General features: G+C 51.9%; 11 protein-coding genes and 1 pseudogene. 7 read left to right on the top strand and 5 right to left on the bottom strand.

Annotated features, from left to right (window positions below; translation table 11 throughout):
- Nucleotides 1-118: 118 nt before the first annotated feature.
- Together BM029_RS19775 and BM029_RS26365 are read left to right on the top strand one after the other, a co-directional pair.
- The gene (locus BM029_RS19775) at nucleotides 119-1564 is read left to right on the top strand and encodes a tyrosine-type recombinase/integrase (protein ID WP_092438959.1); all 1446 of its coding nucleotides are present in this window, start codon (nucleotides 119-121) and stop codon (nucleotides 1562-1564) included.
- Between the two features lie 90 nt (nucleotides 1565-1654).
- Nucleotides 1655-1846: pseudogene (locus tag BM029_RS26365) on the top strand (IS21 family transposase); the annotation flags it as partial.
- Nucleotides 1847-2185: 339 nt separating this feature from the next.
- Here the strand turns inward: BM029_RS26365 and BM029_RS25725 are convergent.
- Both BM029_RS25725 and BM029_RS19765 read right to left on the bottom strand, forming a co-directional pair.
- The gene (locus BM029_RS25725; protein ID WP_139217302.1) at nucleotides 2186-2626 is read right to left on the bottom strand and encodes a hypothetical protein; all 441 of its coding nucleotides are present in this window, start codon (nucleotides 2624-2626) and stop codon (nucleotides 2186-2188) included.
- A gap of 27 nt (nucleotides 2627-2653) precedes the next feature.
- Entirely contained in the window at nucleotides 2654-3661 is a 1008-nt protein-coding gene (locus BM029_RS19765; RefSeq protein ID WP_092438957.1) for a ParM/StbA family protein, read from the bottom strand.
- Between the two features lie 1183 nt (nucleotides 3662-4844).
- Between BM029_RS19765 and BM029_RS19760 the strand changes: the two genes are divergently transcribed.
- The 5 genes from BM029_RS19760 to BM029_RS19740 all read left to right on the top strand — a co-directional run bounded on the left by BM029_RS19760 (nucleotide 4845) and on the right by BM029_RS19740 (nucleotide 12382).
- Nucleotides 4845-6095 carry a phage integrase N-terminal domain-containing protein gene (locus BM029_RS19760; RefSeq protein WP_092438955.1) on the top strand — a complete coding sequence of 417 codons (1251 nt, stop codon included), beginning with the start codon at nucleotides 4845-4847 and terminating at the stop codon, nucleotides 6093-6095.
- Nucleotide 6096: 1 nt separating this feature from the next.
- Nucleotides 6097-6771: a hypothetical protein gene (locus tag BM029_RS19755; protein WP_092438953.1), complete on the top strand. Its 675-nt coding sequence runs from the start codon at nucleotides 6097-6099 to the stop codon at nucleotides 6769-6771.
- Between the two features lie 283 nt (nucleotides 6772-7054).
- Entirely contained in the window at nucleotides 7055-8224 is a 1170-nt protein-coding gene (locus tag BM029_RS19750) for an IS4 family transposase (RefSeq protein WP_092438951.1), read from the top strand.
- Between the two features lie 260 nt (nucleotides 8225-8484).
- The gene (locus tag BM029_RS19745) at nucleotides 8485-11634 is read left to right on the top strand and encodes an error-prone DNA polymerase (RefSeq protein ID WP_092438949.1); all 3150 of its coding nucleotides are present in this window, start codon (nucleotides 8485-8487) and stop codon (nucleotides 11632-11634) included.
- Nucleotides 11635-11701: 67 nt separating this feature from the next.
- A complete protein-coding gene (locus BM029_RS19740) occupies nucleotides 11702-12382 on the top strand; it encodes an SOS response-associated peptidase family protein (RefSeq protein ID WP_092438947.1) in 681 nt (226 codons plus the stop codon).
- 271 nt (nucleotides 12383-12653) lie between these two features.
- Here BM029_RS19740 and BM029_RS19735 read toward each other — a convergent pair whose 3' ends face one another.
- The 3 genes from BM029_RS19735 to BM029_RS19725 form a co-directional block, all read right to left on the bottom strand.
- Nucleotides 12654-12884, bottom strand: a complete 231-nt coding sequence (locus BM029_RS19735) for a hypothetical protein (RefSeq protein WP_092438945.1) — start codon at nucleotides 12882-12884, stop codon at nucleotides 12654-12656.
- A gap of 131 nt (nucleotides 12885-13015) precedes the next feature.
- Nucleotides 13016-13216, bottom strand: coding sequence for a hypothetical protein (locus BM029_RS19730; RefSeq protein ID WP_139217301.1), 201 nt, complete (start codon nucleotides 13214-13216; stop codon nucleotides 13016-13018).
- Nucleotides 13217-13747: 531 nt separating this feature from the next.
- Entirely contained in the window at nucleotides 13748-14128 is a 381-nt protein-coding gene (locus BM029_RS19725; protein ID WP_139217300.1) for a hypothetical protein, read from the bottom strand.
- Nucleotides 14129-14272 lie beyond the last annotated feature (144 nt).

Raw genomic sequence — 14272 nt, 5'->3', positions numbered from 1 at the left:
TATGCCTGTTTTGGTATTTTCTTCATTTCCGCTTCTTCCAAAGTAACGTTATTTTACGTCACCCGTGGAAGACTAAATTTCAGGGGAAGCTCAATGTCCTATCCCTTGCATATGGAAAATGGCGAAAATCACCCAAAAATTACTTGAGTCAATTCGGGCCAATCGGAGCGGTGAAACAATTCGCGATGAAGGTAATTTATTCGGACGCGTTCGCGTTAAAGCCGACGGAACTGTAGTGGTGTCGTTTTACTACCGTTTTCGTTTTGATGAAAAATTGAAAGACTTCTCTTGCGGAACATGGCCTGGCGATAGTCTGTCGACAATTCGCGCTAATCGTGATTCGGCCAGGACAAGAGTAGGCGAGGGTATTGATCCTGGTGCCCAAAAGAAAGTCACTAAACAGACCGTGCAAGAAAGTATCGTGGCGAAGTTGGCTGAGATCGAACTGCAACGCACTCAGAACCTAACGGTTCAAAATTTGTTCGACGCCTGGCTGACGGATGGTGTGCGGCGCATGGATGGCAATTTGGAGCTACAGCGATCCTTCAAGGCCGACGTGTTACCAAAAATCGGAAACAAGCCAATGAAAGATTTATCGGAGCATGACCTGCGAAGCGTGTTGCGTGCGTTGGTCGATCGAGGTGTTAATCGTGCCGCTGTCGTCATGCGTAACAATCTGACGCAAATGTTCTCTTGGGCTGAGAAGCGCCAACCGTGGCGTAAACTGCTAGTCAATGGCGATCCGATGGACTTAATCGAAATCGAGAAGATCGTGAGTCCTGACTATGACATGAACAATCAACGGGACAGAATCATGTCCGCCGCCGAAATTCAAGAATTACAGGATGTTTTTAATCGGATGCAATCCGAGTATGACACAGCCCCAAACAAGCGCAGCACTACGCAACCCATTGATCAGGTCGTGCAGTGCGCAACTTGGATCATGCTTTCTACCATGTGTCGTGTCGGAGAAATGTCGATGGCGCGTTGGGAGCACGTCAACTTCGATTCAGGCGCCTGGTTCATTCCGAAGGAAAACGTCAAGGGAAAGTTGGAAGATTTGGACGTGTTCCTGTCAAGTTTCGCGCTGCATCAGTTTCGCCAGTTACATGTAGTGACAGGACATTCTGAGTGGTGTTTCCCAGCTAGGAACAAGGAAGGGCATGTTTGCGTAAAGTCGATAAGCAAGCAGGTCGGCGACCGCCAGGTCATGTTCAAGAAGGGGAGAGATGGCAAGCCGCGCCGACCGATGAAGAACCGTAGGCACGACAACACGTTCGTTCTCGGTGGCGGGAAAAATGGCGCATGGACGCCTCACGATTTGCGGCGCACCGGCGCAACTTTGATGCAAAGTTTGGGCGTGTCGCTGGAAATCATTGATCGTTGCCAGAACCATGTTCTGCCGGGCAGTAAGATCCGACGTCACTATCTGCATCACGACTATGCTGATGAAAAGCGCGAAGCATGGCGACTGCTTGGAGAGCGGCTATCGTTGATTCTGAATCCGACTGTTGGCGCCGATGATTTTTTGAGCCAGGCTGCCGATTCCAACTGTCCCATCTAGAAACCTCTGAAACCATTGCTGCACGCGGGTTTTTCGGCCACAAAAATGGGTCACTGACTATCGGCAGCCTGGCTCAAAAAATCATCGGCGCCAACAGTACAGCGTTCCTACAGTGACAGCGCTGAGGCATATTCATTCAGAATTGATCCGTGTCCTCCCAGGGATCCGCAAAAAAAAAGCATCGTCGAGGCTGGCGTAAAATACATCAAACGCAGCTTCCTGCCGCAGCAGGAATGTCGTGACTTGGCCGACGCCAACCGGCAGTTGCACGAATGGGTGATGACGTAGGCGGACACCCGTACCTTACCGCAGAGTGATTTTTGCGCTCAAGAATCGATTCTATGCCGGCACCTATGCTTTCGGCAAGAGTGGCAAGCAGATGAGCCTCGTGGGCGGTTGCGCGCGCCAGCGTTCCAAGCACCGAAAATTTTGTGCAAGCAGTTCAGTGACCGCATGAGTTGCTTGCGACGCAAGTTCCTGGTCCGAATCGTAATGATGGAATCCAGGTTCTCACACTGATGCCTTTTGTGCTGGCTGGAGAGCGTCGATTTTTTGATGCATCAACTTATTCCAGAAAATGCTTTTTATTCATCAACCCATTACGCTGAGAATTGGCGATTTCTAGTCTGATAACCAACGGCGCATGGACGGTGACTCGAATTCTTTCGTTGATGTGGTTATACCGACTGACCGCTCATTACCACGTTCGGTATTGAGGTGCTTATCAGATACATCTGTTTGTACGGAGGGTCCGATTTTCTGCTGTCGATTTTCATTAATTGGGAAAGGTCCAATGTGTGAGGGGACGATGCTAGAAGCGACATCTACTGCTGATTCTGATGCCCGATCTCTCAACCATTGCGAAATTGCCGCAATTTGCGCCTCCACATCTCCTGCCGGGTGAGCCGTGGCCTCGATATAGCGCTGCAAGGCCAGGCGCACGAGTTTTCCTCGCTCGCGCACCGGCGTCATCGCCAAGAGCGTATGCACGTCGGGCGCATCTTGAAATGCCAGGCTGATGCGCACAGTGATTTCGCTCCCGATTGTTTTTGATTTGTCCATGAAATCAGGATCCCAGGATTCGAATGGTTATGGGTAGGCCAACGACATCAGTCCTAATCTGCAGAATCCTTCCGCAACCATCATGCGCGGCTCGTCGCCACATATGGCATTAGGAAACCGATCTCGGATCTGGTTGAATAGCAGTTCTGCACCACCACCGCCCACCACAATGCCGTCGAGCACGGCCGCTTTGTCACCAAAGATGCGATCTGCTTCATCAAGGACAGTCGCCTTAAAGCCGGAAGTTGCCGCGTCCAGCAGTGGGCCGACGTCACGCGGTTTCCCATACAGCTTGATTGCGCGGGTTCGAACAGCCGTCTCCACAACATCCAGCGCTGTCGGCAGTCGTTCGGCAGCCATCGCGCTGGACAGGGCGTCGTAGACCAGATGCATACCCGGACACGACGCGACTGCATACTCCAACATCGACCCACGCTCCGACAGCGCAAAATCGGTCGTGAAGTGGCCAATTTCGATCACGCCCCACGCCTCGCGGTCGAGATCGCGTTGCTCGTTCAACGCGCCATTATCCCGGATAGACAACCATTGAAGCGGCGCATCCGCCTGGCTTTGCACCATGACTTTCAGCGTTTGCCCTGGCAACAGTCGCGGTGTCAGCAAGGCGATAGATCGTTTGCGAAGAATGTCTTTCTGGGCTCCAAAATATTTGGCAGGTAGTCCCATCACAAGATGGATGCGGACCGGCGCAGATCCAATGGCATGCATGACTTTGCGCCAGGCACCAAGGAGCAGAACATCGTGTTGCGTATTTTCAATCCAGTTCGTGTTTTGACCAGTAAAGACTTCAGAGCGGCCTTGTCGCAATGCCGTCTCGCCGAAAAAATATTTACGTCCGTCCAGCTCGACGGTTTCTGCTTCGGCCCGCAGCCGCGTCTGTTCATTTGTCAGTGGGATGGCCGGAATGACGACCGTAGGGATCTGAAGAGAAATGCGCGCGTCCGGTGTGGACGACAGAGCCGCGCGGATTTTGAACATGGAGTGGCCCCCATCAATGGCGATTGCAAGATTATTCAAGTTAGTTCCTTTAAAAATGGGTGGGTGAAATACAACAATAACGGACGAAATCCATCGCGCAACTCGATGCTTCCCTTTTTGTGCCATGACTACAGGCCGAACCTGAAATGGCGACGTGTCGCTTTTTCAGGTTCAGTTTTTCGCCACCAATGCTGTCAACATGGCTAAAAATGGCGGCACACGGAAAACGATGGCGATATTTGAATCGGATGAATGACGTGCCGTCTAATTACTATCGTCGGGGTAGGAAATGAGAATGGGAGAGAGATCTGCCTTGAAGAAAATATTTGCTTGACTTCTATGTGTGACGGAAATAACCTTGAGGCGTCGGTCCTCGGCATTGTTCCAACTCAATCGTTTCTGTTTTGTTCCAACTGGAAGAAAACAGATTTCTCAAAGCCATCCCATGGCACCATCTGAACAGGCATCCCAGCCTGACCCACGTGTCGTTTCGTGGGTAACTGTTTGTAATTTTTCACGGCTATTTCTACTCGCGAATCTATATTTTTTTTTGTGAAAAAACTGTACAGATAGGTACAGAGTGAACCTTTGAGTGTTACCCCGCCAGCTCCCGCAGCCATCGGCAGGGAAAATTTCTCTACAGATTGAAATCCCTACCATCCATTATCAGAATCAAGCCGCCCACCACGCGGTATTCTGCATGCCAACCCTGCTGTCATTTTTTTTCCCTCTCAAGCTCGTGCTGTGACGGGGCGTCAAGCCCCCCCACACCGTTGCGCAGCATCCCGCCATCACAACAATCCACTCCAACTTTCAATCATCGTGACCAGGCTTAGTCGCCTCATGGTTCGCCTGTGAGTATCTATCTCACGACAGCCACGCCAATCACGCCAGTTCGCGCTGGTGACTCGTCAATCAGAGGCGCACATCCTCGAATCCGGCTCTACGGCTGGACATGTGCAGTGAGAAACCGCTTTAGCGTTCGGATCTCTTCAAGTGCTGAAGAGAAATCGATTTCCGTGAGGGATCGACGTATCGACAATTGGCAGCAAGGTGACTCGATACGAAACAGGCCTATTTAAGACGGGAACCTTGCCCCCGCCAGATTACTTGTCGCGGAATATCGGTTGCGATGTGCCATCGCTGTTGGTTTTACGTTTTGATTTCCCACCTCGCTGATATAGAGGTGAGGAAGTTCAATCGTGGTGTAAAGGAGAAGGTGATGTGGAAAAAAATATTGGATGAAATTATGGGTAAGTTCGGGGCTGTCCGGTGCAATGGCAAGGTGGCATCCGAACGCACGCAAACGCTGACCAAGGAAGTGGTGAGCGCAAGTATTCGGCGGTTGCACGAGCTGGGTTACAAGATTCAGGATCCACGAAATCTTGGTGAGCGGCATATTTTTGTACTCGTAAATGACTCGTGGCACACGAAACACAAAAAGATCAAAACCGTCCAGAATGAACTCTCGCGCTTGCGTGTGTTTTGCACAATGTTGGGGAAGCCCGGCATGGTGGGACCACTTGAAAAATATTTGCCGAATGTTGATCCAAAACTACTGGTGGTACGCACCGCGGCACTGACAAGTAAATCGTGGTCGGAGCATGGGATTGACCTGGTCAGCAAGTTCCAGGAAATCGACGAACGTGACCTGCGCCTGGGACTGATGTTGCGTCTTGAGCTTGGTTTTGGATTGCGTCGTGAGGAAGTCCTCAAGTGCGATCCCCATACCCAAGATTTTGGTCACTATCTGCAGGTTTTTCCGGGGCAGGGGAAGGGCGGTCGTTGGCGCAATATCCCGATTATTTCTGAAGCACAGCGCGCGACGCTGGATTTCGTTAAATCGCGGGTTCCAAAAAATCAGGCACTCGGTTGGGAATATGCGCCATCCGGGAAGGTTGCCAGTCTTGACCAAAATATTCGGCGTTACGAAAACCTGATGGCGGCTCTTGGGTTTACGAAAGCCGACGCTGGGGTAACCGGCCATGGGCTTCGAGCGCAATTTGCAGAGAATCATAGTCTGTTGTTGGGCATGATGCCGCCGACGCTCGGCGGCCTACCAGGGCAAATGGCGCGGGATGAATTGCAGTCGCGACAGACCCGTCTTGCACAAGCGCTAGGACACGATCGAAACACGATCGTCAATGCCTATGTGGGAAGTTTTGGTAACAACACGACGATTGCGCAGGCGGAAAGCGCCATTGAGCACATCAAGCGTGCGCTCAATCTGATTGAGACTGCGAATCTACCGCCGGTGACGATTGAACGCATGCGCGATTGTTTTCGGATTCAAGATCTTATGGCCGCACTCGGCGTGCAAATATCCCATGTTCAGGTACACGAACTGTGGCAGGCGCGTTCGCGCCGGCACGGAGTTGCATGGATGAAGCCGGAACATGAAATTGGCGTGGCGCTTGAAGTTGAAGCCTTGGCTTTAATGAAACAATTTTCAACCAAGAAGGAAGGGGAATGAGATGGACGCAAATGTAAGAGACTATGCATTGGATGGCGTGATGACTGGGCTACTCGCGGCGGGACATTGCTTCAAGGTTGGCATTCCGAGTTGGGTGCTGACGGAATTGGTGTCGCGTAAGTTCGCTCCGCTTCGGCCACGGGATGTGCTGGGATTAAGTAAGAGTCATCGCGAAAATTCCATCACTGCGGAGTATTTGAACAAAATGGGATATGAATTTTCCTGGGGAACGCTGAGTGAAGAGTTACGTACCGACGAGGACGACGGCGTGTTGGTGGGGACTTTTGAGATTTTTCCGACACAGGTACTTATGGCATTTCCCCAGGTCGCGATGGTCGAAGACCTATTTATCTGGATGTATCAAAACCATCCGCTGCATCACGAAAAATTCGATGGGGACGAAGCAATTGGGGACTGGTTCGTGTTGTCGTTTTCCGCAGTCGGACAGGAAAAAATTGATGAATTGAGGCGCTGGCTTGCCGTCATCTTCGTGCCCAGGGTCATGCCGGACCTGATCTTGGAAGCAAGGCGGATTGTGGCGGCGGCAGCAGACGTTGCCAGCGCACGCAGTGCCGATGGCACATCTGAAGATGCCCTGCGTGAAGTAGGGCGATTTCAGCTCTGCGGGGAGCCGGCAGATCTTGTCTTCAATACGCTTGGAAATCGACGCCGGTAGGGAGACGGCCGCACCGATCACGATGATCGGTGCGGCCATTCAGGAGTTTTTTTGTTGCGGTAATGATTTCCTGGCGCCAGCCATCAGGAAATGTAGCGTTTTGACGTTGATGATTTATACTGTATGTATATACAGTATCAGTAGTGTCCGGTTAAATGCAGTTTGAAGCGCGTGAAACCCAATATTGACGGGGCCTTGCGGCCGATTTTATTTGGTGCCGATTTGAATCTTGATTTCTCATTTTTGTGTAACTTTCTGGGGTTGACACTCTGGAAGGCGAGCCATGAATGTAGGCAAGACGCTGTTTGCACAGATCATGGAGTTTGTTCCATGGACGAGTTTCGCGCGCATCGTGAATCGCTACTCTGGCAATGCGGGCGTACGTCGTATGACGTGCGCCGACCAATTCCGCGTCTTGGCGTTTGCACAATTGACGTGGCGCGAGAGCCTGCGCGATATCGAAGTAACGTTGGGTGCCAATGCCAACAAGCTGTATGCGATGGGCTTGCGTCATGCAGTGCATCGCTCGACGTTGGCCGATGCGAACGATTCGCGCGATTGGCGCATCTGGTCCGACCTTGCCGCCGTGCTTATTCGCCGCGCGCGCAAGCTCTACTGCGACGAGGATTTGGGATTGGATTTGACCAATACCGTCTACGCGCTGGATTCGACGACGATCGATCTTTGCTTGAGCTTGTTCGACTGGGCGCCGTTTCGCAAGACCAAGGCGGCCGTGAAGATGCACACGCTGTTGGACTTGCGCGGCGCGATTCCCGCCTTCATCCACATCAGCGATGGCAAGATGGGCGACGTCAACGTACTCGACTTCCTGCCTGTCGAAGCAGGTGCGTTCTACGTGATGGATCGCGGCTACCTGGACTTTGCGCGGTTGTACAAGTTGCATCAGACTGGCGCCTTCTTCGTTACGCGTACCAAAAGCAATATGAACGCGCGACGCGTGTACTCGACAGCGACCGATCGGACCGCAGGCGTGATTTGCGACCAAACCATTGCGATGAGCGGCTTTTACGTATCGAAGGACTACCCCGAGCACTTGCGGCGCATCCGTTTCAAGGATCCCGAGTCGGGCAAGTCGCTGATCTTCCTGACCAACAACACGGCGCTGCCGCCCCTGACTATCGCTGCGCTGTACAAGAATCGGTGGCAGGTGGAGTTGTTCTTCAAATGGATCAAGCAGCACTTGCGCATCAAGAAATTTCTCGGGACAAGCGAGAACGCGGTGAAGACCCAAATCTGGTGCGCGGTCTCTACCTATGTCCTCATCGCCATCATTAAAAAGGAGCTTCAACTCAATGCCTCTCTCTATACATTGCTACAGATTCTTTCCGTCTCGGTATTCGAGAAGACCGAGATTTCATGCGCCTTGCAGACCGATGCATCGGCTCCAAAAGTACCTTATGGCGCTAACCAATTGAATTTATTCGATTTTTAACCGGACACTACTGATACAGTATATAAATTGAAATTATGTCTACTTCTACATTTGTCCACAGTAGGGAACCGCAGCGGCGTGCACGTTGGCGTATGGGATTGTTGGCACTGCCTTCACGGTATTGCTGTCGACTCACGCCCCTTGCCGCGTGGGGCGGTGGCTGCACATGCGCCGATGCAATCCGCACTAATGTGGCGAATCGCGGCAAAAGCGCCTCGCCTTCCTGCAAACAAATAGCCCCGTCATATGCGTAACCCGCCATGTCCGCCATACCGCCAGTTCTCCCGGCTTACGCCGAGCTCCAGTGTCTGACCCATTACACATTCTTACGTGGGGCCTCGGCACCTGAGCGCCTGGTTCAACGCGCCGCTGAGCTTGGATACGCAGCCCTGGCCATCACAGACGAATGTACGTTAGCCGGCGTGGTCAAGGCACATGTAGAAGCCAAGCGGCTTGGGCTGCAATTGGTAATTGGCAGCCAGATGAATGTGACTCCTGAAGACGGCAGCCCACCGTTCACGTTGATTATTTTGGCGATGAACCGAAACGGTTACGGCAATCTGTCCGAGCTGATAACGGTGGCCCGCACTCGAGCGGAAAAGGGCACCTACCTGGTCATTCCGCGCGACATCGCAGCCCCCTCAGGTGACTTGATACATTTGCGAGGTATGCCTGACTGCCAGTTGATTTTAGCCCCACAATATGGCGTAACCCACGAAGAGTTGGAACGCCAAGCCGCGTGGCTGTTGCACTGCGCGCCCGGTCGCGCACGTATCGCGATGACATTGCATCTACGCGCACAGGATGCCAAGCACAAAGCAATCGTCAACGTAATCGCCACAGAGTTCGGTTTGCCAATTATTGCGACTGGCGATGTGTGCATGCATGTTAGGTCCTTTAAGCCAGTGCAAGACGTAATGGCGTCTATCCGAATAGGAATTCCCGTAGCGAAGTGTGGCTATGAATTGCCATCAAACGCGGAGCAACATCTACGCTCCCGCCTGAGGCTGGGAAATTTGTATTCGCGCGAGGCGTTAGAAGAATCGGTGCAGGTCGCTAACCTTTGTCAGTTTTCACTGGATGAACTGCGCTACGAATATCCTGAAGAACTGGTTCCGGAAGGGGAAACGGCAACGAGATATCTCCGCAAAGAAAGTTACATCGGCGCTCACGGGCGCTTTCCGGCCGGCATTCCTGGCAACGTGCAATCGCAGCTCGAGTATGAATTGGCGCTTATCGCAGAAATGCAGTACGAGAGCTACTTTCTGACTGTATACGACATTGTGCGTTTCGCGCGTTCGCAGCAAATACTTTGCCAAGGGCGAGGCTCCGCAGCGAACTCTGCCGTTTGCTATTGCCTGGGTGTGACGGAGGTCGACCCGTCGCGCGGCACCTTACTGTTTGAGCGTTTTATTTCTAAAGAACGTAACGAACCTCCAGATATTGATATCGACTTCGAGCACCAACGCCGAGAAGAAGTCATTCAATACATCTACAAAAAATATGGGCGTATGCGAGCAGCCTTGACTGCCGTCGTCATTTCCTATCGACCGCGGAGCGTATTGCGCGACGTAGGTAAAGCACTTGGCGTGGACCCGGGAGTTGTCGATAAGGTCGCAAAAGCGAGTCACGGCTGGGGTGGAAAATCTGACCTGCGTCAGAGGTTATTGGATTGTGGATTTAATGCCGACTCTGCGATTGCAGAACAATGGGGCGTATTGGCAGACAAGCTGATGCGATTCCCCCGTCATTTATCGCAACATCCAGGCGGTTTTGTCATTTCGCACGGGAAACTTTCGAGACTGGTCCCTATTGAGAATGCGGCGATGGCGGAGCGCTCAATAGTCCAATGGGACAAAGATGATTTAGATGCTGTCGGTTTGCTTAAAATCGACATCCTGGCGCTGGGCATGTTGAGCTGCATTCGGAGAGCGTTGGAACTAGTCTCCGAGCAACGCGGGGAGCGATTCGAGTTACGTGATATCCCGGCGGAAGATGCCGCCACCTACGAAATGATATGCCAGGCCGATACTGTCGGAGTATTTCAGATTGAAAGTCGCGCTCAGATGTCGATGCTGCCTAGACTGCAACCACGACAGTTCTACGACCTGGTCATCGAAGTGGCGATTATCAGGCCCGGCCCAATCCAGGGCGGCATGATTCACCCATATCTTAGGCGGCGCCAAGGCATCGACCCGGTGACCTATCCAAGTCCTGAGATGGAAGCCGTGCTGTCGCGAACCTTGGGCGTGCCCATCTTCCAAGAGCAGGTCATGCAAATTGCGATGGTGGCAGCCGGCTTCTCACCTGGCGAGGCAGACCGTTTGCGCCGTGCGATGGCGGCATGGAAGCGGAAAGGCGGCCTGGAGCAATTCGAGGACAAACTGCTAGCGGGGATGGCTGAGCGCGGATATACAACCGAGTTTGCTACGTCTATTGTAGGACAAATCCGCGGATTCTCTGAATACGGTTTCCCAGAGTCCCATGCCTCCAGTTTTGCTCTATTGGCATATTCAAGCAGTTGGCTCAAATGTCATGAGCCTGCGGCATTTCTCACTGCTTTGCTGAACTCCCAGCCCATGGGATTCTATTCTCCGTCATCGCTTGTCCAAGACGCCCGTCGGCACGGAGTCGTGGTTCGCCCCGTGGATGTCTGCGCTAGTACCTGGGATGCAAAACTAGAACCAATCGAAGGAGATGCGAAGCCAGTTGTGCGATTGGGGCTGAACAACGTCAAAGGGTTGGAGCGGGATGCTGGTTGGAGAATTGAAGAGGCACAAGCGATTCGGTCATTCAGCGATATCACGGATTTAGCGACTCGGGCGCGATTGAATGCCGCTCATCTCCAAGCGCTGGCAGGTGCGAACGCCCTTGAGTCGCTAGTTGGAAATCGCAGGCAGGCATTGTGGCAGGCGGTTGCAAGCGTTCCGGATAAAGGACTGCTGCGTAGCGCGGCCATTGTCGAAGAGCCATTGCAACTCACGGCGCCATCTGAAGCAGAAGACATTGTGGCTGACTACCATCACGTTGGGCTCACTCTAGGCAGACATCCATTGTCATTGCTTCGGGCTAGGCTCGCGAAAATGAAGTTCCTGCCGGCCGACATATTAAATACATTCGAAGATGGTCGTCTGGCGCGAGGTTGCGGAATTGTGACCGTGCGTCAAAGACCGGAAACTGCTAAAGGCGTAATATTTGTGACGTTGGAAGATGAAACCGGCCCTGTAAACGTCATCGTGTGGCCTAATTTAGTTGAGAAACAGCGCAAGGAACTACTAAATGCCACGCTGCTCGGTGTATATGGCAAGTGGCAATGCCAACATAACGTCCGACATTTAGTTGCGATGAGACTGGTTGACCTGTCCCATTTCCTGGGGGAGCTAGAGACGCGAAGTCGCGATTTCTCATAGCACATGCCGAATCATTCGAGTGTGCTCAAGGTCGCCGGACTTGTAGCAGTCTGAAAGGAAAATCAGAATGTGCGTCAATTATGTAACCGTATCCCGCGAAATCCTATACGACTTGTTCGATGCTCAGATTGATTCCAACGACGTGTGGCACGACGAATTGTATCGAGATTATCTTGGCCCAATTATTATTCATAACGATGCGGGAGAACGTCAAGGTCTAGTAGGGAACTACAGCATGGTTCCCAAGCGACATATGCGGCCTGACCGCGATTTCAACACCATGAACGCGCGTGATGACAAAATCGGGCAGTTGAAGAACTACAAGCCATTTTGGAACGCCGGCAACCTCTGCCTGGTCCCTATGCAAGTTATGTTCGAACCGAATTGGGAGCAGCCTCAACATGTACGTTGGAAGATTGGTATGGCCGACGAATCTCCATTCGCGGTGGCCGGATTGTATCGGCAGTGGAAGGAAGAGGATGGCGGCACTTCATTTGCCTTCACCCAAATCACTGTGAATGCCGACCATCACCCACTGATGAAGCGATTTCATAGACCCGGGGAGGAGAAGCGGTCTCTTGTGGTCATACATCGAAACGAATATGACGATTGGCTATCTTGCAAGGACCCTGAACGTGCGAGAGCCTATTTACAGCTGTATCCCGCGGAACTGATGGCGGCTGCACCTGCGCCTAAACTAAAGCAATCGAAGGCGGATATGCCATCAGCAAATCAAACGCTGTTCTGAATTGGCTGAAAAAGGTATTGGCGCCGACGTGTTTTTTGCCCCAAGCTATCGATTCAGGCTGACCCATGCGCACCCAATCGGATCCCGAACTGGGCCCGCGTTTGATCAGCATCTGGGTGGGACAACAATTTCCGGTTGCCCGGGTCAAAACAGGTCGGCGCCAACATGGCAATGGCTGTATTTGTGTGTTTGGCAGGCAGGTATCAATGCACGCGGTGATTATTTAAGGGTTAATCGCAATCCACTCGTGACTGTTACATTGCCTGTATTTTCAATGTCCTTTTTTTTGCAACCCTTTTAATGCCTTTCGAAAACCGGTGATTGCCCCGGTGAACGGCGCGAAATACAGTCGAATGTCTTGGACGACGAGTTCCTTCCAATTGGCTGGCCTCGGTAGATACAAAGCCGCTTTCATTTCCTCATATGCTCCGACGAACGGAGACCAAACCAACCACCATAAATACGTAATGCCTGTCTTGAAGGCGAATTTGTCTTTTTCCATTGCACTCTCCTTATATCAAATGGCGCGCGACTGGCCGTAAAGGGGCGCTGGCGCACAATCGCGCTTTCTCGATGCATATCCGATCATCAGCGCGTTCAGCGAGTCGTTCTTCGATTGTTGATCGACATGAATCATTGTCCATGGGGCTTTGCATCATGTCTGCCGAATTCCTCTCTCAGCATGCGCCGCAGCGAATCGATTGTCAAAGATATGGAATCGGGAAGAGTCATCTGTTGCAGTGTTTCGTTGACCAGCGCCTGATAATTCGATCTGTGGCGAGCTGTCTGCGCCTGCAACGTTTCAAGAATCGCCTGATCCAGATACATGGTCACGCCTGTTTTCCTAAGCAAACTGTCGCCCAAGCGCATATGCCGTTGTACAACGCTGAATGTGAGCCATTGCAAAATTCAGTTATTTTTAACCAAAAAACCAATACATACTGTTCAGCGCATCGCTACAATATTTCCAACAACAATCAGTCCGACTCTGAACAACGTACCAAGGAATCACGGTAAATAAAATGTCATCCTCCAAATGTGCCAACTGCCGACAGCAACTTGCCCTATCAGCGACCTACTGTGGCGGATGCAAGTCGTGCGCCCCTTTCAGCATTCCTGCAGCAAAGAGAAACGAAAGAAATATTTTTCGCTACATCGTGATTGTCGCCGCCGTTATTGCACTTTTTTGTGCCGTCGAAATTTACATACTCCGACCAGACCTCTTCTAGAGCCTTTTCTTACAGCGTGTGAGTTCATGCCTCATTGGGAGCGAAACTACAGGCGGGTACGCAGGTTAAGCGGCGTGCGTCAGCCGCGCTCCACGCACACTGCCACGCCACGTACCGTTGCGATCCGTAAGGGGTACTAATGTTTCGCTCGTATTTGTGCGCTGAGGAGAGCATTCAAGAAATCGAATACGTCAGACGCGAGTGCCTCACAAGCATGGTGGTCGACATCAAAAAACATACATTCGTCAAAGGAAATCTTGCAAGTCGATTGCGGATTTTTGTATCTGAAGGCAATGTTCAAAAGGCAGTCCAGAATCGCCTGAGAACACTCCTTCAGATATGCGCGAACATCGTCTGGCAACGTGCGATCCGACCAGAGCACGTTCCCGTATTTTTTTCCCAGCTGGATGGACACATACGGCATTGAAAACGCTACGCACTGCGCTTGCCAGGGAGTCACAACTTTATCCCCGATTTCATCTGCATCCTTGATGTGGTCAAATTTTTTCATCTTCATTTTACAATCGTGATCATTAAATAAGCGGAAGCCATCGCCCACGGTTTGGGCAAGACCACAATTCAGCCTGCTTCCAACATGCGATGATGATGGAAGGGCAGTGCTGGCGAAGTCTCACCGCAGAACTCGGCACTGGATGTTGCG

Origin of the sequence: Collimonas sp. OK607, from assembly GCF_900111995.1 — a bacterium.
Taxonomy (GTDB): domain Bacteria; phylum Pseudomonadota; class Gammaproteobacteria; order Burkholderiales; family Burkholderiaceae_D; genus Collimonas.
This window is presented reverse-complemented; position numbering and strand designations above follow the sequence as displayed.

Excerpts from the sequence above, each read along its gene's own strand:
- BM029_RS19760 (WP_092438955.1), top strand. The coding sequence starts at position 4,845 with ATGTGGAAAAAAATATTGGATGAAATTATGGGTAAGTTCGGGGCTGTC.
- BM029_RS19745 (WP_092438949.1), top strand. The coding sequence starts at position 8,485 with ATGTCCGCCATACCGCCAGTTCTCCCGGCTTACGCCGAGCTCCAGTGT.
- BM029_RS19775 (WP_092438959.1), top strand. The coding sequence starts at position 119 with ATGGCGAAAATCACCCAAAAATTACTTGAGTCAATTCGGGCCAATCGG.
- BM029_RS25725 (WP_139217302.1), bottom strand. The coding sequence starts at position 2,626 with ATGGACAAATCAAAAACAATCGGGAGCGAAATCACTGTGCGCATCAGC.
- BM029_RS19735 (WP_092438945.1), bottom strand. The coding sequence starts at position 12,884 with ATGGAAAAAGACAAATTCGCCTTCAAGACAGGCATTACGTATTTATGG.
- BM029_RS19750 (WP_092438951.1), top strand. The coding sequence starts at position 7,055 with ATGAATGTAGGCAAGACGCTGTTTGCACAGATCATGGAGTTTGTTCCA.
- BM029_RS19725 (WP_139217300.1), bottom strand. The coding sequence starts at position 14,128 with ATGAAGATGAAAAAATTTGACCACATCAAGGATGCAGATGAAATCGGG.
- BM029_RS19755 (WP_092438953.1), top strand. The coding sequence starts at position 6,097 with ATGGACGCAAATGTAAGAGACTATGCATTGGATGGCGTGATGACTGGG.
- BM029_RS19740 (WP_092438947.1), top strand. The coding sequence starts at position 11,702 with ATGTGCGTCAATTATGTAACCGTATCCCGCGAAATCCTATACGACTTG.